The organism is Aeromicrobium sp. EU05-FHT14F07, assembly GCF_058790455.1.
The window spans coordinates 90,042-116,052 of record NZ_JBYTCR010000001.1 but is presented as its reverse complement, the minus strand read 5'-3'; the positions used below and the strand labels follow the sequence as shown (position 1 = coordinate 116,052).

Here is a 26,011-nt window from a genome sequence, read left to right as displayed (position 1 = left end):
ACCGCGACACGACGAAGGGCCCCACGCCGTGCGTGGGGCCCTTCGCCGTGCGGCCTCAGAGCAGGCTCTTGGCCACCTCGCGGTAGGCGTCGGCTCCCTTGTGGTTCTTGTGGACGCTGAGGATCGAGCGGCCGATCGCGGGCGCCTCGGCGAACCGGATCGACTTCGGGATGGGCGGGCTCAGGACGGGCAGCTCGAACTGCTCCTCGATGGAGGCGAGCACGGCGCGGGCGTGGTTGGTCCGCCCGTCGAACATCGTCGGCAGCACGCCCGCGACCTCGAGCTCGGAGTTGATGAACTGCTTGACGTCGTGGACCGTGTCGAGCAGCTGGAGCACCCCGCGGTGCGAGAGGGTCTCCGCCTGCAGCGGGATGACGACCTTCTGCGACGCCGAGAGCGCGCCGACGGTGAGCACGCCGAGCGTGGGCGGGCAGTCGATGACGACGAGGTCGTAGTCGTCGGCGACCTTGTCGAGCGCGACGCGCAGCCGCTGCTCACGCCCCGTGCGGCTGACGAGCGCCTCCTCGGCCTGCGTGACCGTGACGTTGGACGGCAGCAGGTGCATGCCGTCCTCGGTGACGACGATCGCGTCGGCGGGCTTGGCCTTGCCGAGCAGCACCTCCCCCACGGTCACGTCGACGTCCTCCGGGTCGATGCCCAGCGAGAACGTCAGACCGCCCTGCGGGTCGAGGTCGACGAGCAGCACACGCTTGCCGAGCTCGGCGAACGCCGCGCCCAGGGAGGCGACGGTGGTCGTCTTGCCGACGCCACCCTTCTGGTTCACCACGGAGATCGTCGTCGTCACGCCGCACATCATGCCACCGGAGACGGCCTCCTGGCTGCGACGTCCGCCACCGTGGCGGCATGGCATGCTGACGGTATGACCCGCGCTCTCGTCACCGGCGCCACGGCCGGCATCGGACTGTCCTTCGCCCGCGCCCTCGCCGCTCGCGGCGACGACGTCGTGCTGCTGGCACGTGACGCACAGCGTCTGGAGCAGCTGGCCGCCGAGCTGCGCGGCGCGCACGGCGTGCAGGCCGACGTCGTCGTGGCCGACCTGACCACGGCGGACGGACTGGCTGCGGCCGAGGCCGCCCTCGCCAGCACCACCGCACCCGTCGACCTGCTGGTGAACAACGCGGGCGCGTCGCTCGCGGGCTGGTTCGGCACCACCGACGTCGCCGACGAGGACCGTCAGCTCGACCTGCTCGTGCGGGCGCCGATGCACCTCATGGACACCGCCATCAAGTCGATGGTGGGACGGGGGCGCGGCCAGGTGGTCAACGTCGCGAGCGTCGCCGCCTTCACGCCGCGCGGCACGTACTCCGCGCACAAGGCGTGGCTGGTGAACCTGTCCCAGTGGGCCGACTGGCACTACGCGTCGTCGGGCGTGCGCGTCATGGTGCTGTGCCCCGGCTTCGTGCGCACGGAGTTCCACCAGCGCGCCGACATGGACATCTCCGGGGTGCCGCGGTGGATGTGGCTGAATAGCGACAAGCTCGTGGCCGCCGCCCTCGCCGACCTCGAGCGCGGCCGCACCGTGTCGATCCCCAGCCTGCGCTACAAGGTGCTCGCGACCCTGGCCAGGCACGCGCCGACCTCGCTCGTGGCGCGGGCCGCCAAGCGCGGACGATGAGCACGCCGCGCTCCCTCGACCTCCCGCCCGGCGTGGTGGCCTCGACCCTGGACACCTCGCGCGGGCGCTTCGCCGTGCACCGTGCTGACGTCGAGCACCCGCGGGCCCACGTGCTCCTGGTGCCCGGCTGGACGGGCAGCAAGGAGGACTTCACACCGCTGCTGCCGCTCCTCGCGGGTGCGGGGTTCGCGGTGGCGGCCTACGACCAGCGCGGCCAGCACGAGACGCGGGCCGACGACGCCGACGACTTCTCGCTGAGCGGCCTGGCCACCGACGCCGCCGCGCTCGCCGAGGCCGTCGCCACGACGCCGGTGCACCTGCTGGGCCACTCCTTCGGTGGGCTGGTGGCACAGACGGCGGCGATCGAGCACACCGCCGCGTGGGCGAGCATCAGCCTGCTGTGCACCGGCCCCGCCGCGCTCGGGGCGAGCCCCGAGCGGCCCCTCGACGAGCTCGTCGCCCGGCTCGACGGGCCTGAGCCGATCGGCGACGTCTACCGGGCACTGAAGGCGTCGACCCTCGGCACCCACCCGCCCGAGATCGAGGCGTTCCTGCTCCGTCGGTTCGAGGGGAACTCGCGGGTGGGGCTGCGTGCCCTCACACAGCACCTGCTGGACGCCCCCGACCGGGTGGACGACGTCGCGGCGACCGGGCTCCCGGCCTGGGTGGGCCGGGGTGCCGGTGACGACGCGTGGCCGCACGCCGTGCAGGACGACCTGGCTGCGCGGCTGGGGACCACCGTGCAGGTGGTGCCCGGCGCCGACCACTCCCCCGCCGTCGAGAACCCGGTGGGGCTGGCCGCTGCCTGGCTCCCGTTCCTGGAGGACCTGTCATGAGCGACGCACCCGTCACCCGCGGCTTCGTCGGCCGACGTCGGCCTGCGCAGTCGGACCGTCTGCCGCCAGGTCAGTACGACGCGGGCCGCCAGTGGCCGGTCCTCTCGGCCGAGCCGACGCCCCAGGTCGATCTCGACCGGTGGACGTTGACGGTCGACGGCGCCGTGCTCGAGCCGCACACGTGGGACTGGTCGGCGCTGCACGCCCTCCCGCACGCGACGACCACCGTCGACATCCACTGCGTCACGACGTGGTCGCGGTTCGACACGCCGTTCACGGGCGTCAGCGTGGAGACGCTGCTCGACGTCTGCGGCGTCGCGTCGGACGCCACGCACGTGGTGGCGCACACCGCGTCGGGGTACACGACCAACCTCCCGCTGGACGACGTGCGCAGCGACCGGGCCTGGGTGGTCTGGGAGGCCGACGGCAGGCCGTTGACGGCCGACCACGGCGGGCCGGTGCGTCTGCTGGTGCCGCACCTGTACTTCTGGAAGTCGGCGAAGTGGCTGACCCGCCTGGAGCTGCTCGACCACGACGAGCCCGGGTTCTGGGAGCGCGGCGGCTACCACGACCGCGGCGACCCGTGGCTCGAGCAGCGCTACCAGGGGGACCCGTGAGCAGTCAGCCCGCCGGGTCCGACCCCGTCGTCGAGAACCCCGGCGGCACGGGCTGGCAGCTGGCGACGGTGCGCGCGAAGGACCACCCGACGGAGGGGTTCGTGCGGCTGCGCCTGGAGCTGCCCGAGCCGGCCCCGCACCGGGCCGGTCAGCACTACGTCGTGCGGCTGCGCGCGGAGGACGGCTACACGGCGCAGCGGTCGTACTCGACCGCGTCGGCGCCGGGCGACCCGCTCGTGGAGCTGATGGTCGAGCGGATGGACGACGGCGAGGTGTCGGGGTTCCTGCACGACGAGGTGCGTGTGGGCGACACCTTCGAGGTGCGTGGCCCGATCGGGCGCTGGTTCACGTGGGACGGCCGGGAGCGGGCGCTGGTGTTCGCCGGTGGCTCGGGCGTGGTGCCGATGGTCTCGATGCTGCGGCACGCGATCGGCACCGGTAACCCGGACGCGCTGCGGGTGGTGGCGGTGGCGAAGTCGCTGGACCGGCTGCCGTACGCCGACGAGCTGCTCGCGTCGGGGGCCTTCGTGGCGCTGACGCGCGAGAACCTGGGCGCTCGGGTGGCCGCGCCGCCCTACCCCGACGAGGTCGCGCCGCTGCTGGACGACGTGGACGCCGCGTTCGTGTGCGGGTCGGTCGGCTTCGTCGGCTACGCCACGCGACTGCTGCGCGAGCAGGCGTTCCCGTCCGACGCGATCCGGGTGGAGCAGTTCGGCGAGACCGGCTGATCCCCCCACCCCTCCCCCAACTTCTGGACAGTTCCGGGGCACTCGAGGTCGTCAGAGTGCCCCGGAAGTGTCCAAAAGTTGGGGGTGGGCTGGGGTGGGCGGGGGTGGGCGGGGGTCAGGTGCGCTGGGTGCCGCGCAGCACGCTGCGGACGGCGCGGCGGGCGATGGGGCCCAGGCCGTCGAGCAGCTCGGCGACGGGCCGCAGGCGGGCGAGCGGGTCGTCGGCCGGCCGGCTCCCGCCGGTGCGCGTGGGCTCCATGAGCTCGATGCCGACGAACGCCGACGCGGCGAGGTCGGTGAGCACGTCGGCGTTGAACAGCTCCCCCACCGGCGACGTCGCGAGGAGCCGCTCGAGGGTGGGCCGGACCGCGCCGGTCCAGAGTCCGATCGCCTGGCCGGCGGCGGACGCGAGGTCGGGGTTGCCGTGGGAGGCGGCGAGGATCTGGCCGAGGACGGCGACGTTGCCCTCCTCCCGCTCGTCGGCGCGCACCTGCTCGGCGACGTCGATGAGCCCGGCCCAGCTGGTGACCGCGTCGAGCGCCGGTCGGTGCCGGTCGACCCGTTCGCCGGTGAGCACGCGGCAGGCCTCGGCGACGAGCCCGTCGACGGTGCCGAAGTGGTAGAAGACCAGCGCCTGGTTGACGCTGCCGGTGGCGGCGATGGTGCGGGCCGAGAGCTTTGCCATCCCCTGCTCGCGGATGGTCTGCATCGTGGCGTCGACGAGTCGGCGCCGGGTGGCCAGCGTGCGGGGGTCGTCGCTCACGTCGTGAGCCTAGCCTCGGCGCCGGACGGCGGTGCGGAGCGACGCCGTCACATCCGTGGCTGCTCACGGTAGGGCCGGACCGCGGCGGGAAGCCTGGACGCGTCGACCTCCGTGGTGGTGAACCGCCCGTGGTAACCGAACACGGGGCCGACGACGTCGTGCAGCACCTCGACGCGGATGCGGAAGCACGCCTCCTGCTCGTCCCAGCGCTCTCGGACTACCGCGCGGCCGCACACCAGCGGCGACATCGTGAGGCTGACCGGGCCCTCGTGCAGGCGCATCACCCGGCTCTCGATCCGCAGGCTGCCGTCGGGCTCGGCCGAGAGCTCGAGGTCGGCAGCGACGTGCTGGTGCGTGCCGAGGTAGTCGACGACCACCGGACGTCCCCGGTCGCGGGACGTGTCGAGCACCATCGTGGCGTCGAAGCGCCGCCGACGGCCGCGTCCCACCTCGAACGTGCGCACGAAGGTCACCGTCTCGCGGCCGTGGTCGTCCACGTACGGGTAGTTCTCGATGGTGAACGGCACGTCTCGGCCGGTCTCGGGGAACAACAGGTTGCGTCGGGTGCCCAGGTGCAGGAACGGGACGACCACCGGCCGCCCCCGCCAGACCTCGTCCATCACACCGCGCCCGACCACACCGACCCCGTCGTGCGCGTTGACGCCGAAGCGCTGCTGCAACCGAGGGTGCAGGCGCTCGACGTCGCTGCCCAGCGCGCGGGCGAAGATCGAGCGGTGCGGGTCGCGGGCGGCCACCGGTGCCACGTCAGGGCGAGGGGTCGGGCCCAGCGGGCGGATCGGCGTGACGGTCATCGGAGGCTCTCCTCGGGTCGGCTCGCGGAGCGGTGGTCGGTGGTCGCGGCGGGCTGCCACGACCAGGTGGTCCGGCCCGCGGACGGACGCCAGGGCAGGGCGGGGACGTGCAGGAGGAGCCCGACGACGGCGAGGGCGCCGGCCGTCGCGGCCGCGGGCCCGGCGGCTGCGAGCAGCAGCACGACGGCGAGGACGGTCGCGGTCCGGGCGGCGACCTCCAGCAGCGCGAGCGCGAGCGACAGCTCGGGCGCGACGCCCCGGTCGGCCCAGAGTCGGAGCCGGTCGAAGGACCACGCCGTGCCCCACGCCATCGCAGGGCGGAAGAGGCGGTCGAGCACGGGGTACCGGCAGCGGTAGTCGTAGCCGGTCTCGAACGAGGTGCCCTCGCTGAGGGGCCGGTAGCGCCAGTACCCCGAACCGACCTCGATCGGCGACAACGGGTTCGGGCAGGCGAAGGTGAGCGCCGAGGTGGCGCCCCCGTCGGCGGAGCGCCGCTCGCCCGCGTGCGTGCCGGTGCCGCTCACCCCGAAACGTCGGTAGGTGAAGGCACCCGGCGTCGTCGGCTCGATGCGGCCGAAGCGGACGTCCCACCGGGCATGCACGGCGGGGTCCTGAGTCAGCTCCCAGAGGCGGTCGACATCGGCGCTGGTGACGACGGCCACGTGGATGCCGTGGCGGGGTGCGCGGTTCTTGCCGTCCCCGGCCGACCTGGCGTGCCCGCCCCGCGCGGTCCGGCTTACTCGGGATCGTCCCAGCGCGTCCAGTCCGAACGGCGGCCTGGCGGTGGCTCGCGCAGTGGGCTGCTTCATGGGTCCTCCTCGCATCTTGAGCGGTCGCTCAAAGAGAGCATGACATGTTTTGAGCGTTTGCTCAAGGGGCTTCGTCTCCAGGAAGCGTGATCTGGTCGGCCACGTCGTGCCGGCAGCTCGCCGACCTGCGGCTGCGTCGGCGCGGCTTCTCGCCGACCTGCGCTCCGAGAGGGCCTCGACCGAGCGGCTGGGCGGTCGCTGGTGCGGTGTTCCGGGCTGTCGGTTGGGCTCGGGCTACGCAAGGATCTGCGTTCGTGCGGTGGAGGGCCGAGGATGCTGCGTTTCCTACGGGATCCCGTCGTGAACGCAGAAGCGTTCGACCTTCGGCGCGCGAAGGCAGAATCTTGCGTGCCCCTGGGACGGGTCACGAACGATGCTTCCTTCTCGTGGCACGGTCCGCGAGAAGGGAGAACTCTTGTCGCCTCTGGCCCCGCAGCGGTGGGTCTGCCACCTCAAGAGCGCCCAGAAGGTGGCGGATCCACCGCTGAGGGGTCAGCCGAGGAGGCGCTCGTACTCCCCCGGGTCGGTGAGGTTGGCGCCGAGGTGGAAGGCGGACGACTTGCCCGTGCCGTGGTAGTCGCTGGAGCCGGTGACGACGAGGTCGAGGGCGCGGGCGACGTCGCGCAGGCCGCGGCGGGCGGCGGCGTCGTGGTCGACGTGGTCGGCCTCGATGCCGTCGAGGCCGAGGGCCGCCAGCTCCTCGAACGCGTCGGCCGTGAGCACGCGGTCGCTGCCCCTCGACCACGGGTGCGCGACGACGGCCTTGCCGCCGGCGTCCTTCAGCAGCCGGACGGCGTCGAGCAGCGGGGCGGCGTAGCGCTCGACGTACGCCCGCCCGCCGCTGTTCAGCCAGCCCTGGAAGGCCTCGTCACGGTGCCCGATGTAGCCCTTCGCGACCATCGCGTCGGCGATGTGCGGGCGCCCGGACGCCGCCGCGGCACCCGACTGCAGCGCGACGTCCTCCTCGGTGATGTCGATGCCGTGCTCGGCCAGCCGGGCGAGGATGCGCGGCAGGCGCTGGTCGCGACCCCCGAGGACCCGCTCGAGCTCCTCGACGAGCGGCGGGTGCGCCGGGTCGAAGGCGTAGCCGAGCAGGTGCACGCTCTCGCCCCGGAACGTCGTGGAGATCTCGATGCCCGGCACCACCACGATGCCCTCCCGCTCGGCCGCCGCGCGCGCCTCGGCCCACCCGGTCGTCGCGTCGTGGTCGGTCAGCGCGACGACGTCGAGCCCGGCGAGCACCGCGTTGGCCACCAGCTCGGCGGGCGTGTCGGTGCCGTCGGAGCGGTTGGAGTGGGTGTGGAGATCGATCCTCACGAGGTCAGGCTAGAGGGTGGGGCCGACGTTCCAGCGCTGCACCACCGGCTGCCCCCGGTCGTCGCCCAGCACGGAGTAGGTGGCCGTGTCGAGGTCGAAGATGCGTCCGTCCTGCACCGGCAGACCCAGCCAGCGGGCCGCCAGCACCCGCAGGCTGTGCCCGTGGGCGAAGACGAGCACCCGACCGTCCGTGGCACGCACCCGGTCGACCACGCGGTCGAGCCGGGCACCCACCTCCTCGGCGCTCTCCCCGCCAGGCACCGGGTGGTCCCAGATCGTCCACCCTGGCACCGACTCGCGGATCTGCGGCGTCGTGAGCCCCTCGTAGTCGCCGTAGTCCCACTCGGCGAGGTCGTCCTCGACCGTCGCCTCCGTGAAGCCGGCCAGTGCGGCCGTCCGGCGCGCGCGGAGCCGCGGGCTGGTGAGCACGAGGTCGAAGTCGACGTCCGCCAGCGCAGGTGCGAGGGCCCTCGCCGTCGCCTCCCCGGCCGCCGTCAGCTCGATGTCGGTGCGGCCCGTGTGCCTGCCGGCGAGGCTCCACTCGGTCTGCCCGTGCCGCACCAGGACGAGAGTGGCCCCCATCAGCGCGGCACCAGGGCCCACAGGTCGAGGTCGAGGAGCACGCCCTCGGCGTACTTCCCGTCGTCGCCGCGCAGCGTCATCGTCTCGTCGCGTCCCTGGGTGGCGACGAGACGCAGCCGCAGGGCCCCGACCCCGGTGCCGTCCCACGCTGCCGGGGCGGCCTTGTCGAGCACCTCGGACCACGCGTAGACGGTGTCGCCGGCGAACGCGGGCGCGACGTGCGAGCCGGCGTTGATCGCGGCGACGAGCTGCGCATTGGCGAGGCCGTTGAAGGAGAGGGCCCTGGCCATCGAGATGACGTGACCGCCGTACACGAGCCGCCGACCGTCGGGGCGCGCCTCGGTGTTGAAGTGCACCTTGGCCGTGTTCTGCCACAGCCGGGTGGCCATCATGTGCTCCGCCTCGCTGAGCGTGACGCCGTCGACGTGGTCGATCCGCTCGCCGACCGCGTAGTCGTCGTAGCGGTGCGGCTCACCGGCGGCGGTCGTGTCGTAGCCGGAGAAGTCCAGTCCCGCGGGCAGCACGAGGTCCTCGGGCGCGACGACGTCGGCCACCGCGGGCACCACGGTCTCCGGTGCGGGGGCACCGGCGTCGCGCTTGTGCACCATGACCCAGCGCACCCAGTCCAGGGCGACCTCGCCGCGCTGGTTCGTGGCGGTCGAGCGGACGTAGACCACGCCCGTGCGACCGTTGGAGTTCTGCTTGAGGCCGATGACCTCCGAGCTCGTGCGCAGCGTGTCGCCGGTGAGCACCGGCCGGTGGAAGCGGCACTCGGCGTAGCCGAGGTTCGCGACGGCGTTGAGCGAGACGTCGGGGACCGTCTTGCCGAACGCGACGTGGAACGCCACCAGGTCCTCGACGGGGTGGTCCTGCAGGCCCACGGAGGCCGCGAACTCGGCCGAGGACGGGATCGCGAACCGGGTCGGGTAGATCGACCCGTAGACGGCGCGGTCGCCGTCGGTGATCGTGCGGGGAGTCGCGTGCTCGATCACCTGGCCGACGTGGAAGTCCTCGAAGAAGTGGCCGGGGTTGGTCTTGGTCATGGCTCTCCTGGGTCGCGCCCCACCGCCGTCGGCGGGGCGGAGGGGCACGGCGCGGGGCCGCGGGACGATCAGGCGAAGGGGTTCTGGCGCGCCTCGGGCAGGTCGGCGATGAGCTCCTGGGCCCTGGCCCGGTGCTTGTGCTCGACCATCACCTCGTACTTGGTCGCGACGACGCTGCTGACGGAGCTGAAGTCGCGGCGTCCGCGCGTGGCCGCGTAGCCGAGCAGCGCCCACACGACACCGAAGACGATGCCGATGCCGAGACCGCCGACGACGGTCTGCAGCCACGTGCTCTCGCTGCTGAAGATGCCGAGGAGCAGGCCGACGAGGACGCCCAGCCAGCCGCCGGACGCGGCGCCGGCCGCGGCCACGCGGCTCGTGGTGAGCCGACCGGTGACCCGCTCGACCTGCTTGAGGTCGGTCCCGACCACGAGGAGGTTCTCGACGGGGAACTCCTGGTCGGAGAGGTGGTCGACGACCTTCTGCGCCGTGGCGTAGTCGTCGTAGACGCCGAGCGACTGCGGGAACTCGAGCGTGAAGAGGCCCTGGTTGACGGGAGGCATGCCGTCAGTCTAGGGCGCGACCTCCTGGCCGCCCACGGACCTCCGGCCCGCGGACACGGGCTCAGGACCAGCTGGAGCGCAGGAGCGTCACGACGTCGAGCGGGGTCGTGACGTACGCCGCCGTCAGGGCGGCCTCCCCCGCGGCCGACGTGGACGCGACGACCGCCGCCGGGCCGAACCACCGTGCCCAGGCACCCTCGAACGCGCGCCGCCGGGCGACGTTGCGCGCGAGCCCTGTCGGCACCCCGTACCAGGTGCGCGCGACGGGCCGGGCGCGACCGAGCAGCACGCGCCAGCCGGTGCCCGCGGACGGCGGTGGCGCCTGGTGGCGAGCGACCAGCCAGCGGGGCGCGACCAGCGGACCGAGCAACTCCTCGAGCAGGTCGACGAAGACCGAGGCCGTGGCCGCGTCGGCGTCCAGCTCGAAGCGGTAGGTGCCGGTCGCGTCGACGACCGCCCGCACGCCTGCTGCTCCGGGGCCGCCGAGACCGCCCTCGGCCATGGCGTCGGCGACGACCCACGCGTGGGCGGCCAGGCCGGGATCCCGGGCAGCCTCCCGGGCGGCGTCCCAGGGCTCGAGCCGCGCGGAGCGCGCGGTGGACACGACACCGTCCTCGCCCATGCGGGCCCAGGGCGGCTCCGGCGCGTGCATCGTCGTGGGGGTGGAGTGGACAGCCCGCGCGGCGTCGTCGGGGCGCACACGGATGGCCCGCCGGACCTCGTCGCGGTACGGCTCGCCGACGCGCCAACGGGTCCGCACCACGTCGCGCTCCCCCGCTCGTCGCGCCATGTCGAGGGCGACGACGTCGAAGAGGTCGGGGTCGGGCGGGACGAACGGCGAGAAGCGGGCGTCCACGTGCGCGACGCCGGAGACGACCTGCCCGTCGTCGTCGACACCGAGGTAGCCGTCGTGCTTGCGCACGAACCGACGCCAGTCGGAGTCGCCGCCGGGGTGGTCGGGGGCCACGCAGACGACGCTCCAGGTGGTGGCGACCTTCTCGGGCCAGGTCGGGTCGGTGCGCAGCGCCCGGCCGCGGGTCTGCGTGACGGCCGACGTCGTGGACGCGGTGGACAGGTCGACCAGCGTTGACACGCGCGGGGCGTCCCAGCCCTCCCCCAGCAGCGCCCGGGTGCCGACGAGCACGTCGCAGTGGCCGTCCTGGAACGCCCGGGTGACGAGAGGCGTCCAGCGTCGGCTCGTCCAGGGGCCCACGAGGCGGTGGAGCCGGTCCTCGGCGCCCTCGAGCGGCTCGGTGCGCAGCTCGAGGCCCCCGTCGAGCCGGTGCAGGACCTCGAGGAGGCGCCGGGCCGTGCCACCTCCCGCCGCGACGGTGCGTCCGGTCAGCAGGACCGGCTCGAACCCGCCGTCGAGGAGGGCGTCCATGACCTCGAGGGCCGACCCGTGCTCGGCGGGTGCGTCACGCAGCACGAGCGACGACGTGGGCGAGGCGCGCTCGTGGTCGCAGACGACGACCGCGCGCAGCCGGTCCCCGAGCGCGTCGCGCTCGGCGTGCAGCACCGAGGCGGCGGCACGCATCTTGCCTGCGCTGCGCGCGAGCACGCGGTCGACCAGCGACCCTGCGCCGCTCACCCCACGACGCGTGACGTGGAACCCGATCCCGGGCATCGCGCGGCGCAGGTCCTCGAGCACGGCCCGGTCCGCGTCGACGTCGCTGCGGGCGAGGCAGCCGCGCACCCAGTCGTCGACCAGCTGCGCCCAGTCCTGCGCCGCCAGGTCGGTGCGGTGCTGCTCGCGCAGCACGGCGTCGCGCGGGAGGTCGAGCAGGCCGGCGTGCACGAGCCGCAGCACGGCCGTGGCCAGGGCCGGCTCGTCGCGCTCGAAGGTCGCCCACGGCACGGGCAGCTCGCCGACGCGTCGGTCGAACCAGGTCAGCAGCGGCACCGAGCCGTAGCCGGGGCTGAGCAGCTCCGTGGTCAGCTCCGCGAACCGCATCGCCGACGACGCGAGCCACGCCTCCTCCTCGGCGGAGGGCCGCACCAGCCAGGCCAGCTCGGCGAACGGGGCGAGGTCCCCCTCGCGGACGGCAGCGGGGATCGATGCCTGGTAGGCGAGGGAGCCGAACAGCTCCTCGACCTGCTCGGCCTGTCGACGGGTGAGCACGCCCGGCGGCGTGGCGGTGAGGCCGAGGACCAGGACGTCGTCGAGCGGGTCGAGCACCTCGCGCAGCAGCGCGCCCCAGGTCTCCAGGAGGTGGTGGCACTCGTCGAGCACGACCGTGAGGGGTCCGGCCGCCCGCAGTGCGGACACCAGTGCGCGACCGTTCTCGTGCAGCCGGTCCACGAGCGGTCCGGGCCCACCCGCCGACGGCTCGAGGTCGTCGTCCTCCTCGTCGGGCGAGAAGGTGGCGACCGCCTGGTAGGTCAGGACCGTGACGTCGGCCGCGAGGTCGCGGTCCGGGCTCGCAGGGCCGCGCCCGTAGCGCTGCCAGGTCGCGATCCACTGCGCCTGGATGGCCGTGTTGGGCGCGAGGACGACGGCCCGACGACCTTCGGCCGCGAGCCGCGCGGCCACCAGCTCCGTGCCGAGCACGGTCTTGCCCGCGCCGGGCGGCAGCGACACCCAGGAGCGGCGCCGACCGTTCTCCCGCGCCTGCTCGACGGCGGCGAGCGCCTCGGCCTGGAACCTGCGCAGGACGAACGGGCTGGGCACCGGTCCAGCCTAGGAGCCGAGGGCGGTCAGCCGACGGGCACGTGCCGCGTCAGGAAGTCGAGCTCGTCGCGCACCGTCGTCTCGAACTCCGCGCCCGTGTAGATGTCGAAGTGTCCGGTGTCGCGACGCACGACCTCGCCGCGCGGAGCCTTCGCCACGTGCTTCAGCGTCGCCTTCGCCGGGGCCACCGTGTCGCGCTCGCAGACCACGAACAGCGCCGGGCACCGCAGCCGCTTCGCCTGGGCTCCGGGGCGACCGAGGGCGATCTCGAGGGCCACGCGGGCAGCGACCTCGTTGCGGAAGGTCGAGCCCTCCTCCACCAGCGACAGGTAGCCCGGCACGGCGTCGGGCGCGGTCATGAGCGCGACCGTCCCCGGCTCGCCGGCCAGCGGGATGCCGCGGGGGCCACGCCCGAGCCGGCTGCCCACGAGGTCGAGGACCGCCCGCAGCGTCACCCTCAGCGACGTCAGGGGTGCGACCGCCAGGCTCGAGGCCAGCCCGTCGGTGTAGGGGCATTGCGACACGACGGCCGCGACCGACGGGTCCTCGGCCGCCACCGCGATGACGTGCCCCCCGGAGAACGACGACCCCCACAGCACGGTGCGGGAGGGGTCGACGCCGGGCAGCGTGCGCGCGAAGGCGACGGCCGCGGCCCAGTCCTGCCGCTGGCGCCTGACGGAGAGCAGCTGGCGCGGCTGCCCGTCGCTCGCCCCGAAGTGCCGGTAGTCGAACACCAGGCAGGCGTAGCCGGCGTCCGCGAACCGCTCGGCGAACGCGTCGAGGCGCATCTCGCGGACACCGCCGAGGCCGTGCGCCATCACGACGACAGGGCGGTCGCCACCCCCGTCGCCGTCCGGCCGGTAGTGCCAGGCGGCGACGGTGGTGCCCTGCGACGTGAACGTGACGTCCTCGCGCACGCTCATGTCAGAGCTTGTAGTCCTTGAGCAGCGCGCGGCCGATGATCATCTTCTGGATGTCGGACGTGCCCTCGCCGATGAGCATGAACTTGACCTCGCGCATGAGGCGCTCGATCTCGTACTCCTTGGAGTAGCCGTAGCCGCCGTGGATCCGGAAGGAGTCCTCGACGACCTCGTTGGCGTACTCGCTCGCGAGCATCTTGGCCATGCCGGCCTCGACGTCCATGCGCTTGCCGGTGTCCTTCAGACGGGCCGCGCGGACCATCATCGCGTGGATCGTCTCGACCTTCGTGGCCATCTCCGCGAGGCGGAAGAGGACGGCCTGGTGGTCGGCGATCTGCTTGCCGAACGTCTTGCGCTGCTGCGCGTAGGCGATGCCCAGCTCGAAGCCGCGGATCGCGAGGCCGCAGGCGCGGGCCGCGACGTTGACGCGGCCGACCTCGACGCCGTCCATCATCTGGAAGAAGCCCTTGCCCGGCTCGCCGCCCAGGATCTGGTCGGCCGAGATCTGGTGGTCCTCGAGGATGAGCTCGGTCGTCTCGACGCCCTTGTAGCCCATCTTGGCGATCTTGCCGGGGACCGTGACGCCCTGGGCGGTCTCGCCGAAGCCCGGCTCCTTCTCCACGAGGAAGGTCGTCATGTTCTTGTAGACCGAGTCGGCGCCCTCGTCGGTCTTGCACAGCACGGCCACGAGCGTCGACGTGCCGCCGTTGGTCAGCCACATCTTCTGGCCGGTGATCGAGTAGGAGCCGTCGTCCTTCTTCGTCGCCTTGGTCGAGACGGCCGAGACGTCGGAGCCCAGACCCGGCTCGGACATCGAGAACGCACCACGTACCTCGCCGACGGCCATCTTCGGCAGGTACTTCTGCTTCTGCTCGTCGGTGCCGTGCTGCTGCAGCAGGTAGGCGACGATGAAGTGCGTGTTGATGACGCCGGAGACGCTCATCCAGCCGCGGGCGATCTCCTCGACGACCAGCGCGTAGGTCAGCAGCGACTCGCCGAGGCCGCCGAACTCCTCGGGGATCGTCAGGCCGAAGACGCCGAGCTCCTTGAGCCCCTCGATGATCTCGGTCGGGTACTCGTCGTCGTGCTCGAGCTGCTGGGCGACCGGGATGATCTTCTCGTCCACGAAGTCGCGGATCGTCTCGAGGATCGCGGTCTGCTCCTCGGTGAGGTTCTCGGTGCTGGCGAGGCGTCCCATGCGTTGTTCCTCCGTCTCGTGGGTGACACGCCGACGATACCCGCGAGTAACGTCCAGCACCGCAGGACTCCCCGTGAGCCGTCGCACAGGGCGTCGGCGCGCCCCGACCGCGGGCCGTCAGGCGACCGGCTCGACCGGCTCGGTCGGCACCCGGCGGGCTCGCACGACCACGGCGAGGCCCACGAGCACGAGGAACAGCCCCCCGTAGACGCCGACCGGCGGCGCCTGGCCGAGGAACACCGCAGCCAGCAGCGCCGCGCCCGGCACCTCGAGGAGCAGGACGAGCGAGATGACGGTCGGGCTCATGACGGCCAGCAGGTGGTTGAACAGCGAGTGCCCCAGCAGCTGTGCGCACACCGTCACCGCCGCCAGCAGCAGCCACACGTGCGCGTCGTACCCGACGAACGACGCACCGGTCGCGAGGCAGCCCACGGCGAGCACCGCGGCGCACGTGCCGTAGCAGAACGTCGTGTAGTGGGTCGTGCTGAGCCGACGTCGCGCCGACTCCCCCGCCACCAGGTACAGCGCGGCGCCGAGCCCACCGACGACCGCGAGCAGGTCGCCGAGGAGAGCGCGGCGCGAGACCGTGAGGTCGACGCCCGACACCACGAGGACCCCGACCGACGCGACGACGCAGCCGAGCAGCACCGCGCGGCCGGGTCGCACGCCGCGCAGCCGGTCGACGAGCACCACCCAGACCAGCTGGGTGCAGGTGAGCGCCGTCGCCGCGGCCACGGTCGTCAGCTTCAGCGCCCCGACCCAGGCGGCGAAGTGCACCGCCAGCATGACCCCCGCGAAGACGGTCCCCCGCAGGTCGGCCCAGCGCAGGCCCGTGAGCGCGGCTCGGCTGCGCACCGCGAACGGTGCGAGCACCGCGGTCGCGGCGGCGTTGCGCCAGAACGCGATGACGAGCACCGGCGCCGCGGTGGCGGTCATGAGCGGTCCCGACGCGCTCACCCCCAGCAGGCCGACGGCGGCGAGGAGCCAGGTCATGCCGGGCTCCCAGACGTCATGGCCGCGAGTCTAGGTGTCGGCAGGCCCACTCCCCCGCGCGGTGGTGGGTCAGCCCCAGGCGGTCTCCAGCTCGGCGAGCGACGTCTCCAGGTGGGTGAGCAGCCGCTGCAGGTGCGGCACGCTCGTGCGGCACCCGATGATGCCGAAGTCGAGGTACTTGTCGCGGCTGCAGAGGGTGACGTTCACGGCCTGACCGTCCAGCACGATCGAGACCGGGTAGAGCCCGTCGAGCTCGGCCCCGTTGAAGTACATCGGCTGCTTCGGGCCGGGCACGTTGGAGATGACCACGTTGAACGGCGGGTGCGTCATGCGCACGAACCCGGGCACGGGCGTGAGCGCGAGCGGCGCCATCTGCAGCGCCGAGAAGGCGAGGATCTGGATCGGGGTCAGACCGCCCAGGATCTTCTTCGCCCGTCGCGAGGAGTAGGCGATCTCCTCCAGGCGGGTGGCACCGTTCTCGACGTCGGTCGCGAGGTTGACCACGATGACGCCGACGGAGTTGCCGCCGTCGCCCGCCTGGCCGGCCGACTCGGCGCGCAGGGCGAGCGAGACCGGCACCATCGCGGTCATCGGCTCGTCCGGGAGCGCGTTCTGCTCCAGCAGGTACTCCCGCAGCGCGCCCGAGACCATCGCGAGCACGACGTCGTTGAGCGTCGTCGCCGACGACTTCGCGACCCGACGGATGCGCTCGATCTCCCAGGACTGTGCGGCGAAGCGACGCGCCCCGCCCACCGGCCCGTTGAGGATCGTCCGCGGCGCCCGCGGCAGCGTGACGTCGCCCTCGCGGACGATCTGGTTGACGATCCTCATCGACGCGGGCAGCAGGCCGGCGACGTCCTCCGCGACCGAGAGACCGCCGCGCAACAGGCCGAGCGGGTCCGGGAAGCGGCGCGCGACCTCCGTCGACGGGCGACGGCGCGGCGCCAGGGCCCACGGCGGCACACAGTCGCGGGCGTCCGGGTCGTCGCTGAGGCTGCGCTGCAGCAGCCGCAGGGCCGACACGCCGTCGACCATCGAGTGGTGGATCTTGCTGTACACGGCGAACCGGCCGTCCTGCAGCCCCTCGACGACGTGCGCCTCCCAGAGCGGGCGGTGCCGGTCGAGCAGCGACCCGTGCCAGCGCGACGTCAGCTGCAGCAGCTCGCGGATGCGTCCCGGCGGCGGCACCGCCGAGTGCCGCACGTGGTAGTCCAGGTCGATCGCGGCATCCTGAGACCACCAGGTCTGCCCGGCGAGGCCGACCGGCTCGGCCGGCCGCTTGCGGAACGTCGGCGAGACCTCCTGCACCGACCGGAAGCCCTCCACGAGCTCGCGCACGAACTCCGGCCCGGCCCCCTCAGGAGGCCGGAACAGCTGCAGCCCGCCCACGTGCATGGGGTGCTCTCGGGACTCCGCCAACAGGAACATGGAGTCCGTGGGGGGCATGAAGGGCATGCGATCAATCTCCTGCGGCAGACGGGACGGTGGCGCTAACGTAACGATCTCGTGTGGCGTAGGTCACCGGGTGTGACATATTCGTGAACGTCACATGACGAGGGGAGAGACCGATGGTCAGCACGAGGGAGCGCAGCAGGGCCCGGACGCACGGCGCCGGGCACCTGTCGGTCGCGGCCGACGCGCGGTACTTCGAGGGCGCCAGCCTCCAGTCGCGGGCGCTCGGCCTGGGCCTGCGGCACACCGTGCGTCCCGTGCTCGACCTCTGGACGCGGCTGCCGTTCGACCTGTTCCCGCCGAACCTGCTCGAGCACGCCGCGCGCCTGCTGCCCGTCCACGAGGGCACGAGCTGGCGCACCGTCGACCTCGCCCGCTGCGGCAGCGAGCTGCTCTCGGCCAAGGACGTGAGGGACATCCACGGGGGCAACCCGCGCGTGATCCTCTACTTCCACGGCGGTGCCTTCCTGACCTGCGGGCTGAACACCCATCGTCGACTCGTCTCCCGCATCTCGCACGCCTCCGGCCAGCCGGTGCTCAACGTCGGCTACCGGCAGATGCCCTACGAGCCGATCGCCGAGTCGGTGGCCGACGGCGTCGACGGGTTCCGCTGGCTGCTGGAGCAGGGCTACCGACCCGAGGACGTGACGATCGCCGGCGACTCCGCCGGCGGCTACCTGGCGTTCAGCGTCGCGCGGGCCGTGCTCGACCAGGGACTCGGCCGTCCCGCGGGCGTCGTGGCCATCTCGCCCCTGCTCGACGTCGACGTCGAGCGCAAGCGCCAGCACCGCAACGCCGACCGCTGCCAGACCTTCCCCCTCCGGGCGCTGGAGAAGTTCACCGACGTCGCCCTGCGGATGGACACCCGCCGCGGCATCAACGGCCAGCGCGTGTGCCCCGTCGACATGCCGCTCGACGACATGCCGCCGGCGCTGATCCAGATCGGGTCGCGCGAGATCCTGCTCGCCGACGCGGAGCACATGGCCGCACGGCTGGTGCAGGCCGGCGTGCCAGTCGACCTGCAGGTGTGGGACCGCCAGGTGCACGTCTTCCAGGCTGCGGCCTCGTGGGTGCCGGAGGCGCGGGCGGCGATCGAGGAGATCGGCGACTTCGTGACCGGCCTCGCCGGCCAGGACGCCGCTGCGGACGCCGCGCGCCGCTCGACCTCCAGCTCCCCCGCAGTCAGCACCGGCACCGGCACCGGCACGGAGAGCACCGCCGTCCGGCGTGGCCGGCGCACCGGCGTCGCGGCGGTCTGAGCGCACCACGACAGCCCCCGGGCGACAGGCGCCCCACCGGTCCAGCGGGTACGGTCGAAGGTGACCGCAGGCACGCACCGGGAGGCAGCATCGTGAGCAACGGGACGGCAGGGCCGGGCACCGCACCGGTCGTCGAGGGGTTCGGCGCGCAGGACGAGAGCGACCTGGAGATCCACTCCCCCAAGGACGCTGCGGCGGGTGTCACGGCGGTCAAGGTGTCGATGGAGCGCGCGCTCTCCCACATGGGTCCCAAGCGCACCGCCCAGACCCTGCTCAAGCTCAACCAGGCCGACGGCTTCGACTGCACCTCGTGCGCCTGGCCCGACCCCGACCCCGAGGCCCGCCACACGGCCGAGTTCTGCGAGAACGGCGCGAAGGCCGTGGCCGAGGAGGCCACCACGGCGCGGGCGACGCCCGAGGTGTTCGCCCGCTACTCGATCGCCGAGCTCGACGCCCACGACGAGTACTGGCTCGGCCAGCTCGGCCGCATCACCCACCCGATGGTGAAGCGACCGGGCGGCACGCACTACGAGCCCATCGAGTGGGACGACGCCTTCGCGCTCGTCGCCGAGCACCTGAACGGGCTCGGCTCCCCCGACGAGGCCGTCTTCTACACGTCCGGGCGCGCGTCGAACGAGTCGGCGTTCACGTACCAGCTGTTCGTCCGCGCCTTCGGCACGAACAACCTGCCCGACTGCTCCAACATGTGCCACGAGTCGACGAGCGTCGCGCTCGCGGAGTCGATCGGCATCGGCAAGGGCAGCGTGAGCCTGCGTGACATCTACGACGCCGAGCTGATCGTCATCGCCGGACAGAACCCCGGCACCAACCACCCGCGGATGCTCTCGGCGCTGGAGGTCGCGAAACGGCGCGGCGCGAGGATCCTTGCGATCAACCCGCTGCGCGAGGCCGGCCTGGTCAACTTCCGCAACCCCCAGAAGCCGCGCGGCGTGGTGGGCCGCGGCACCGACATCGCCGACCTCCACCTGCCGGTGCGCATCAACGGCGACCTCGCCCTCTTCCAGGCCTTCGGCCACCTGCTGGAGCAGTGGGGCGCCGTCGACCGGGAGTTCGTCGAGCAGTACACCGACGGCTACGACGCCTGGGTCGAGCACGTGCGCGCCCTCGACTGGGACGTCGTCCTGGCGGCGACCGGCCTGACCCGCGAGCTGATCGAGCAGGCCGCCCGCATGATCGAGGCCTCGGACGCCACGATCTACTGCTGGGCGATGGGCCTCACCCAGCACCGCAACTCGGTGGCGACCATCAAGGAGGTCACCAACCTCGCCCTGGTCCGCGGCGACATCGGCAAGCGCGGCGCCGGCCTGTGCCCCGTGCGCGGCCACTCCAACGTGCAGGGCGACCGCACGATGGGCATCTGGGAGAAGTCGCCCGACACCTTCCTCGACGCGCTGCAGGCAGAGTTCGGCTTCGACCCGCCGCGCGAGCACGGGCTCGACGTCGTCGACGCGGTCCGCGCCCTGCGTGACGGCAAGGCCAGGGTGTTCATGGGCCTCGGCGGCAACTTCGTGCACGCCGTCTCCGACACCGACGTCGCCGCCGACGCCCTCCGCAACGCCGACCTCACGCTGCACGTGTCGACCAAGGTGAACCGCTCGCACCTCGTCACCGGCGAGACCGCGCTCATCCTGCCGACGCTGGGGCGCACCGAGGTCGACGAGCGGGCCACCGGTCCGCAGTTCGTCTCGGTCGAGGACTCCATGTCGTCGGTGCACGCCTCGCGGGGCCCGCTCGAGCCGGCCAGCCCGCACCTGCGCTCGGAGACGGCCATCGTCTGCGGCATCGCCCGGGCCACGCTGCGCCAGGACGACGGCACCGACCGGCACGGCATCGACTGGGACGCGATGGCCGAGGACTACAGCATCATCCGCGGCCATATCTCCCGCGTCGTCCCCGGCTGCGAGGACTACGAGCGCAAGGTCGACCGTCCCGGCGGCTTCGTGCTCCCGCACCCGCCGCGCGACTCCCGCTCGTTCCACACGGCCACCGGCAAGGGCCGGATCGCGGTCTCGCCGGTCGAGGTGCTGCACGTGCCGGAGGGGCACCTCCTCCTGCAGACGCTGCGCAGCCACGACCAGTTCAACACCACGATCTACGGCATGAGCGACCGCTACCGAGGCATCGAGCACGGGCGACGCGTGGTCCTGGTCCACCCCGACGACATCGAGGCGCTCGGCTGGCGCGACGGCGACGTCGTGGACCTCGTCACCCACTGGACCGACGACGACGTCGACCGCGTGGCCCCGGGGTTCCGGATCGTCTCCTACGAGACGCCGCGTGGCACCGCGGCGGCCTACTACCCGGAGACGAACCCGCTGGTGCCGCTCGACTCCGTCGCGGAGCACAGCAACACGCCGACGTCGAAGTCGGTCGTCGTCCGGCTCGTCCCGACCACGGTCCGGGAGACGGGCGAGGGCGCGGACGGGGCGCAGCGCCCGGTCGACGCGGACGGTGAGCACCGGTCGCACCCGCAGCCGGAGCCGTTGCACCTGTCGTGACCACCTCCGCACCCCACCGGTCCGTCCAGGCCGTGGTCCTCGCCGGTGGCACGAGCCAGCGCTGGGACGGCCAGGACAAGACGCAGCTGGTCGTCGCCGGCCGGTCGCTGCTCGACCACGCGCTGACGGCGCTGCCCGACGACGCCGACGTGATGGTCGTCGGGCCCCCGCGCCCGACGTCGCGCCCGGTGGGGTGGACGCGGGAGGAGCCCGCCGGGTCGGGGCCGGCGGCCGGCGTCCAGGCCGGTCTGCGCGCGCTGCGACCGGGCGCGCCCGTCGTCGTGCTCGCCGCCGACCTGCCGCGGGCCGCCGACCTCGTCGACGCCCTGCTGGACGCCCCGCGTCCGTCCGGGGCGCTCGTCCTCGCCGACGGCACGGGTCGCGCCCACTGGACCTCGGCGCTGCTCTCCGCCGACGCGGCCGACGTGGTCCGTGGGCTGCCGGACCTCGTCGACGTGTCGCTGCGGCGCCTGTTCGACCACCTTGACGTCACGCTGGTGCCCGCACCCGACGGCGCCACCCACGACCTCGACTCCCCCGCCGACCTCGACGCCCTGCAGGAGGACCACTGATGAGCGACCGCGACGAGACGATGCAGGCCTGGTGGCGCGACCTGTGCGCCGAGCTGGGCGTGGACGACCCGGGCGCCGACGTGGAGCGGGTCCTCGACCTCGCCGCCCTCGCGGCGCACGCGGTCGTGCGTCCCGCGGCCCCGCTCACCACGTTCCTGGTCGGTTACGCGGCAGGGCTGGCGGGCGGCGGGGAGGACACCGTCCGTCGCGTCGTCGCGCAGGCCGAGCTCCTCGCCCAGATCCGCGGCAGCGACCAGGGCGACACCAGCGGGTCGCCGTCATGACCAAGCCCGTCCAGCGGCGCCGGATCCAGCGCGTCGAGGTCGGTGTGGGCGTGACGCCCCGGCACGACTCGCTCGCCGCCGAGGAGCCGCTCGAGATCCGTGTGGCCGGCGCGTCGTTCGCGGTCACGATGCGCACGCCCGGCCACGACTTCGACCTGGTGGCCGGCTTCCTGGTCTCCGAGGGCGTCGTGGCGCGCACCGACCAGCTGCACGCCATGCGGTACTGCGCACCCGAGCAGGACGAGAACACCTACAACGTCATCGACGTCGGCGTCAGCGGGCCCGGTGCGCTCGTCGCGTCGGGCCGCGAGCGGCACGTGTACACGTCGAGCTCCTGCGGGGTCTGCGGTCTCGCGTCGATCGACGCGGTGGCGACCACGTCGGCGTTCGACGTGGCGGCCGACGACGTGCGGGTCGACGCCGCCGTCCTCGCCGAGTTGCCCGACCGGCTCCGCGAGCAGCAGGCGGTCTTCGACCGGACGGGCGGGCTGCACGCGGCGGGGCTGTTCGGCGCCGACGGCGCGCCGCTCGTGGTCCGTGAGGACGTGGGTCGGCACAACGCCGTCGACAAGGTCGTCGGGCAGGCCCTGCGCGAGGACCTCCTCCCGCTGACCGGCACGGTGCTGCAGGTCTCCGGGCGCGCGTCGTTCGAGCTGGTGCAGAAGGCCGCCATGGCCGGCATCCCGGTGCTGGCCGCGGTGAGCGCACCGTCGTCGCTCGCGGTCGACCTCGCCGACCGGCTCGGCGTGACCGTCGTCGGCTTCTCGCGAGGCAGCACGTTCAACGTCTACAGCCGCCCCGAGCGCGTCGTCGCCTGACCACGCGCCCGGGCCGGTGAGCGGCGATCAGAACAGGGCCGAGGCCTTCACGACCGTCTCGTAGACGCCGTAGACGAGCGGGATCCCGACCACGAGCCACGCGACCACCGCGAGCGGCGTGACGCCCTCGGCCGTCGTGTCCTCGCCCTGCGCGGAGGACGGCCCGCCCTGGTCGGCGGTCGGCTCCGTGCTGTGCGGCTCGTGGAAGCGCGACGCCACCGGACGCACCAGGAGGTTGGCGACGAAGCCCACGGCCAGCACGCCCACCATCGTGAGCAGCGCGGGACGGTAGTCGGCCGCCGTGAGGGCCCCGGGCTCGCCCCGCGCGTCGAGGAAGCCGTTGACGATCAGCGGCCCCGCCACGCCGGCCGCGGACCACGCGGTCAGCAGGCGGCCGTGGATGGCGCCGACCTGGAAGGTGCCGAACAGGTCGCGCAGGTACGCCGGGATGGTCGCGAAGCCGCCGCCGTAGAAGCTGAGGATGAACCCGGCGAGGACGACGAACAGCACGGTCGAGCCCGAGCCGCCGAGCGCGAGCGTCGCGTAGAGGACGATGCCGACGCCGAGGTAGAGGACGTAGATGTTCTTGCGGCCCACGACGTCGGAGGTCGAGGACCACACGAAGCGGCCCGCCATGTTGCACAGCGACAGGAAGCCGACGAACCCCGCCGCGGCGGCTGCGGCCACCGTCGAGTCCTGGCCGTCGCGGAAGAAGTCCTGGATCATCGGCGCGGCCTGCTCGAGGATGCCGATGCCGGCGGTCACGTTGCAGAACAGCACGACCCACAGCAGCCAGAACTGCGGCGTGCGGACGGCGTTGTTGGCCGAGACGCTCTCCGTGGTGACCAGCGCCTTCTTCTTGACCGTCGACGGGTCGAAGCCGCGCGGTGCCCAGCCGTCGGCCGGCACCCGCACGAGCCAGGCGCCGAACAGCATGACGACCAGGTAGACGAGGCCGAGGGTGACGAACAGCTGGGCCACCGCCGAGCCGGAGGCCAGCCCAGTAGCGGTGTCGTAGGAGGAGTCGTACCAGCCGAGCAGGGTGCTCGACAGCGGGCTCGCGATCATCGCGCCACCACCGAAGCCCATGATCGCCATGCCGGTCGCCAGGCCGGGGCGGTCCGGGAACCACTTGATGAGGGTCGAGACCGGCGAGATGTAGCCGATGCCCAGGCCGATGCCGCCGATCACGCCGTAGCCGAGGTACAGCAGCCACAGCTGGCTCGTCGCGATGCCGAGGGCGCCCACGAGGAAGCCGGTCGCCCAGCAGGTGGCGGCCGCGACCATGGCGCGACGCGGTCCGCCGGTGTCGACCCAGGTGCCGAAGACGGCCGCCGACACGCCCAGCATGACGATGGCGATCGAGAACACGACGCCGACCGCGGTCAGGCTGGTGTCGAAGTGCTCGACCAGCGACGCCTTGTAGACGCTGGTCGCGTACACCTGTCCGATGCACAGGTGCACCGCCAGCGCGGCCGGCGGGATGAGCCAGCGGTTGAAGCCGGGGCCGGCGACGGTGCGCTCCCGCGCCAGGACGCTCGTGGACATGGTTCCCCCTCGTCGGATCGGACGGCCGGACCGCCTGTGACGTGCGTCTCGAAGCGTACGAGAGGACGCACCGGTCCGCCCGTCGGGAGCAGGTCTCGACGCCCGCCGGGCGACAGGTCGGCGAGGTGCCGGGCGACGTCGAGCCTCTACTGTGGGCACGTGACCTCGAGCCCCGGACGCATCTTCCTGTCGCGCATCGTCGGGCAGGACGTCTTCGACCCCGCGGGCGACCAGGTCGGCAAGCTGCGCGACGTCGTGGTGGCCCTGCGCGGCACCCGACGGCCGCGCGTCGTGGGGCTCGTCGTCGAGGTGCTCGGGCGCCGTCGGGTGTTCCTGCCGATCGGCCGGGTGACCTCGCTGGACTCCGGCCAGGTCATCACCACCGGGGTGCTCAACATGCGCCGCTTCGAGAAGCGGAGCACCGAGACGCTGGCGATCCACGAGCTGCTCGACCGCACCGTCACGCTGCCCGACGCCCGCACCGGCACGGTGTACGACCTGGCGATGGAGCAGGACACGCGCCGCGACTGGTACCTCGGCTCGGTCGCGGTCCAGGAGTCCGGCAAGCGGTTCGGCCGCCGCGGGGCCACGCACGTCGTCCAGTGGGACGAGGTCACCGGGCTCGTCGGCCAGGAGCCCGGCCAGGGCGCGACCCACCTGCTGGCCACGATGGACGAGATGCGACCGGCCGACCTCGCGAACGCCCTGCTCGACCTGCCGACGAAGCGGCGCGCCGAGATCGTGGGAGAGCTGGTCGACGAGCGGCTCGCCGACGTGCTGGAGGAGCTGCCGGACAGCGTCCAGGTGGAGGTGCTGGGCGTCCTCGACCCCGAGCGGGCGGCCGACGTGCTCGAGGAGATGGACCCCGACGACGCGGCCGACCTGCTCGGGGAGCTGCCTCCGGCGACGTCCGAGCAGCTGCTCGCCCTCATGAAGCCCGAGGACGCCGAGGACGTGCGACGTCTGCTGACCTACGAGGACCGCACGGCCGGCGGCATGATGACCACCGAGCCCGTCATCCTCCCGCCGGACGCGACCATCGCCGAGGCGCTGGCCCGTCTGCGCGAGCCCGAGCTGGGCCCGGCCCTCGCGTCGATGGTCTACGTGTGCCGTCCGCCGCTGGAGACGCCGACCGGGCGCTTCCTCGGCATCGTGCACTTCCAGGCGCTGCTGCGCGAGCCACCCTCGACGCTCGTCGGCGGGCTCGCCGACAACGACATCGACTGGCCGCGGCCCGACGCCAGCCTCGAGCACGTCGCGAACCTCCTCGCGTCCTACGACATGCTGGCGCTGCCAGTGGTCGACGAGACGAGCCACCTGCTCGGCGTCGTGACCATCGACGACGTGCTCGACCACCTGCTGCCGGAGGGCTGGCGCGAGCGCGACAGCGAGCGCACGCCGAGCGACGCGACGCAGGGGGTGGGTCTGCATGGCTGAGCGCTCCCGCGACGGCACGCGGCACGACCGCGAGCAGGCGCGCCGCGACCGTGAGCAGGCCCGCCGCGACCGCGACCGCCTCGACCAGCCTCGCGAGCGCGGACGTCGGCGCTCGCTGCGGCCGCGCTCCGGCGACACCGACCGCTTCGGCCGCTTCGCCGAGTCGTTCGCCCGCTACATGGGCACGGCGCGCTTCCTGATCTGGATGACGCTGCTCATCCTCGTGTGGGTCGTCTGGAACGTGCCGTACGGCCCGGAGCGCCCGCGCTGGGACGAGTACCCGTTCATCTTCCTCACGCTCATGCTGTCGCTGCAGGCGTCGTACGCCGCACCCCTGATCCTGCTCGCGCAGAACCGCCAGGAGGCGCGCGACCGCGTGCAGCAGGAGCAGGACCGTCGCGCGGACGCGCAGTCGCACGCCGACATGGAGTTCCTCGCCCGCGAGGTCGCCAGCCTGCGGCTCGGCCTCGGCGAGGTCGCCACGCGCGACTTCCTGCGCTCGGAGCTGCGGGACCTGCTCGAGTCGCTCCAGGAGCAGCCGGACGACGCCGGCGACGGGCCGCCCGAGGCCGGATCGGACGGCCGCCAGCGAGGCCGCTCCGGGCCCCGCGGTCACTGAGGCTCGCCTGCGGGA

The 26,011-nt window shown here is 73.1% G+C and carries 25 protein-coding genes; 11 read left to right on the top strand and 14 right to left on the bottom strand.

Annotated features, from left to right (window positions below; all coding sequences use genetic code 11):
• Positions 1 to 55: 55 nt before the first annotated feature.
• On the bottom strand, positions 56 to 814 hold the full coding sequence (locus AC3WRM_RS00630) for a ParA family protein (protein WP_492247078.1): 759 nt from the start codon (positions 812 to 814) through the stop codon (positions 56 to 58).
• Between the two features lie 66 nt (positions 815 to 880).
• Here AC3WRM_RS00630 and AC3WRM_RS00625 point away from each other — a divergent pair, with 66 nt between their 5' ends.
• From AC3WRM_RS00625 to AC3WRM_RS00610, 4 genes are read left to right on the top strand one after another with little or no spacing between them, the layout of a single operon-like run.
• The gene (locus tag AC3WRM_RS00625; RefSeq protein ID WP_492246856.1) at positions 881 to 1,636 is read left to right on the top strand and encodes an SDR family NAD(P)-dependent oxidoreductase; all 756 of its coding nucleotides are present in this window, start codon (positions 881 to 883) and stop codon (positions 1,634 to 1,636) included.
• A complete protein-coding gene (locus AC3WRM_RS00620) occupies positions 1,633 to 2,472 on the top strand; it encodes an alpha/beta fold hydrolase (protein ID WP_492246857.1) in 840 nt (279 codons plus the stop codon). The genes AC3WRM_RS00625 and AC3WRM_RS00620 overlap by 4 nt, the downstream gene beginning before the upstream one ends.
• Positions 2,469 to 3,089, top strand: coding sequence for a sulfite oxidase-like oxidoreductase (locus tag AC3WRM_RS00615; protein WP_492246858.1), 621 nt, complete (start codon positions 2,469 to 2,471; stop codon positions 3,087 to 3,089). The genes AC3WRM_RS00620 and AC3WRM_RS00615 overlap by 4 nt, the downstream gene beginning before the upstream one ends.
• Positions 3,086 to 3,817, top strand: coding sequence for an FAD-binding oxidoreductase (locus AC3WRM_RS00610; RefSeq protein ID WP_492246859.1), 732 nt, complete (start codon positions 3,086 to 3,088; stop codon positions 3,815 to 3,817). The genes AC3WRM_RS00615 and AC3WRM_RS00610 overlap by 4 nt, the downstream gene beginning before the upstream one ends.
• Before the next feature lie 115 nt (positions 3,818 to 3,932).
• Here AC3WRM_RS00610 and AC3WRM_RS00605 read toward each other — a convergent pair whose 3' ends face one another.
• The 12 genes from AC3WRM_RS00605 to AC3WRM_RS00550 form a co-directional block, all read right to left on the bottom strand.
• On the bottom strand, positions 3,933 to 4,580 hold the full coding sequence (locus AC3WRM_RS00605; protein ID WP_492246860.1) for a TetR/AcrR family transcriptional regulator: 648 nt from the start codon (positions 4,578 to 4,580) through the stop codon (positions 3,933 to 3,935).
• Positions 4,581 to 4,627: 47 nt separating this feature from the next.
• Positions 4,628 to 5,392: a DUF4166 domain-containing protein gene (locus AC3WRM_RS00600; protein ID WP_492246861.1), complete on the bottom strand. Its 765-nt coding sequence runs from the start codon at positions 5,390 to 5,392 to the stop codon at positions 4,628 to 4,630.
• Positions 5,389 to 6,201: a hypothetical protein gene (locus AC3WRM_RS00595; RefSeq protein WP_492246862.1), complete on the bottom strand. Its 813-nt coding sequence runs from the start codon at positions 6,199 to 6,201 to the stop codon at positions 5,389 to 5,391. Before AC3WRM_RS00595 ends, AC3WRM_RS00600 begins: the two co-directional genes overlap by 4 nt.
• 492 nt (positions 6,202 to 6,693) lie before the next feature.
• Positions 6,694 to 7,518 (bottom strand): PHP domain-containing protein, encoded by an 825-nt coding sequence (locus AC3WRM_RS00590; protein ID WP_492246863.1) that lies wholly within the window; start codon positions 7,516 to 7,518, stop codon positions 6,694 to 6,696.
• A 9-nt stretch (positions 7,519 to 7,527) separates the two neighbouring features.
• Positions 7,528 to 8,100: a histidine phosphatase family protein gene (locus tag AC3WRM_RS00585; RefSeq protein WP_492246864.1), complete on the bottom strand. Its 573-nt coding sequence runs from the start codon at positions 8,098 to 8,100 to the stop codon at positions 7,528 to 7,530.
• On the bottom strand, positions 8,100 to 9,143 hold the full coding sequence (locus tag AC3WRM_RS00580; RefSeq protein ID WP_492246865.1) for a MaoC family dehydratase: 1,044 nt from the start codon (positions 9,141 to 9,143) through the stop codon (positions 8,100 to 8,102). The genes AC3WRM_RS00585 and AC3WRM_RS00580 overlap by 1 nt, the downstream gene beginning before the upstream one ends.
• Positions 9,144 to 9,211: 68 nt before the next feature.
• Positions 9,212 to 9,706, bottom strand: a complete 495-nt coding sequence (locus AC3WRM_RS00575; RefSeq protein WP_492246866.1) for a YflT domain-containing protein — start codon at positions 9,704 to 9,706, stop codon at positions 9,212 to 9,214.
• A 61-nt stretch (positions 9,707 to 9,767) separates the two neighbouring features.
• The gene (locus AC3WRM_RS00570) at positions 9,768 to 12,377 is read right to left on the bottom strand and encodes a DEAD/DEAH box helicase family protein (protein ID WP_492246867.1); all 2,610 of its coding nucleotides are present in this window, start codon (positions 12,375 to 12,377) and stop codon (positions 9,768 to 9,770) included.
• 26 nt (positions 12,378 to 12,403) lie between these two features.
• On the bottom strand, positions 12,404 to 13,300 hold the full coding sequence (locus AC3WRM_RS00565) for an alpha/beta hydrolase (protein WP_492246868.1): 897 nt from the start codon (positions 13,298 to 13,300) through the stop codon (positions 12,404 to 12,406).
• Position 13,301: 1 nt separating this feature from the next.
• A complete protein-coding gene (locus AC3WRM_RS00560; RefSeq protein WP_492246869.1) occupies positions 13,302 to 14,495 on the bottom strand; it encodes an acyl-CoA dehydrogenase family protein in 1,194 nt (397 codons plus the stop codon).
• A 117-nt stretch (positions 14,496 to 14,612) separates the two neighbouring features.
• Positions 14,613 to 15,488: a DMT family transporter gene (locus tag AC3WRM_RS00555; protein WP_492246870.1), complete on the bottom strand. Its 876-nt coding sequence runs from the start codon at positions 15,486 to 15,488 to the stop codon at positions 14,613 to 14,615.
• 69 nt (positions 15,489 to 15,557) lie between these two features.
• Positions 15,558 to 16,943, bottom strand: a complete 1,386-nt coding sequence (locus tag AC3WRM_RS00550) for a WS/DGAT/MGAT family O-acyltransferase (protein ID WP_492246871.1) — start codon at positions 16,941 to 16,943, stop codon at positions 15,558 to 15,560.
• A 113-nt stretch (positions 16,944 to 17,056) separates the two neighbouring features.
• Between AC3WRM_RS00550 and AC3WRM_RS00545 the strand changes: the two genes are divergently transcribed.
• The 5 genes from AC3WRM_RS00545 to fdhD all read left to right on the top strand — a co-directional run bounded on the left by AC3WRM_RS00545 (position 17,057) and on the right by fdhD (position 22,392).
• Positions 17,057 to 18,199: an alpha/beta hydrolase gene (locus AC3WRM_RS00545; protein ID WP_492246872.1), complete on the top strand. Its 1,143-nt coding sequence runs from the start codon at positions 17,057 to 17,059 to the stop codon at positions 18,197 to 18,199.
• A 92-nt stretch (positions 18,200 to 18,291) separates the two neighbouring features.
• The gene (locus tag AC3WRM_RS00540) at positions 18,292 to 20,718 is read left to right on the top strand and encodes an FdhF/YdeP family oxidoreductase (RefSeq protein ID WP_492246873.1); all 2,427 of its coding nucleotides are present in this window, start codon (positions 18,292 to 18,294) and stop codon (positions 20,716 to 20,718) included.
• Entirely contained in the window at positions 20,715 to 21,290 is a 576-nt protein-coding gene (gene mobA, locus AC3WRM_RS00535) for a molybdenum cofactor guanylyltransferase (RefSeq protein ID WP_492246874.1), read from the top strand. The genes AC3WRM_RS00540 and mobA overlap by 4 nt, the downstream gene beginning before the upstream one ends.
• Entirely contained in the window at positions 21,290 to 21,574 is a 285-nt protein-coding gene (locus AC3WRM_RS00530) for a DUF6457 domain-containing protein (RefSeq protein ID WP_492246875.1), read from the top strand. Before mobA ends, AC3WRM_RS00530 begins: the two co-directional genes overlap by 1 nt.
• Complete coding sequence (gene fdhD / locus AC3WRM_RS00525) at positions 21,571 to 22,392, top strand: formate dehydrogenase accessory sulfurtransferase FdhD (RefSeq protein ID WP_492246876.1); 822 nt, start codon at positions 21,571 to 21,573, stop codon at positions 22,390 to 22,392. Before AC3WRM_RS00530 ends, fdhD begins: the two co-directional genes overlap by 4 nt.
• Before the next feature lie 27 nt (positions 22,393 to 22,419).
• On the opposite strand, the gene AC3WRM_RS00520 is transcribed toward fdhD, so the two are convergent.
• Positions 22,420 to 23,940 carry an OFA family MFS transporter gene (locus AC3WRM_RS00520; protein WP_492246877.1) on the bottom strand — a complete coding sequence of 507 codons (1,521 nt, stop codon included), beginning with the start codon at positions 23,938 to 23,940 and terminating at the stop codon, positions 22,420 to 22,422.
• 159 nt (positions 23,941 to 24,099) lie between these two features.
• On the opposite strand from AC3WRM_RS00520, the gene AC3WRM_RS00515 reads away from it, so the two are divergent.
• Together AC3WRM_RS00515 and AC3WRM_RS00510 are read left to right on the top strand one after the other, a co-directional pair.
• Positions 24,100 to 25,377, top strand: a complete 1,278-nt coding sequence (locus AC3WRM_RS00515) for a magnesium transporter MgtE N-terminal domain-containing protein (protein WP_492246878.1) — start codon at positions 24,100 to 24,102, stop codon at positions 25,375 to 25,377.
• On the top strand, positions 25,370 to 25,996 hold the full coding sequence (locus AC3WRM_RS00510) for a DUF1003 domain-containing protein (protein WP_492246879.1): 627 nt from the start codon (positions 25,370 to 25,372) through the stop codon (positions 25,994 to 25,996). Before AC3WRM_RS00515 ends, AC3WRM_RS00510 begins: the two co-directional genes overlap by 8 nt.
• Positions 25,997 to 26,011 lie beyond the last annotated feature (15 nt).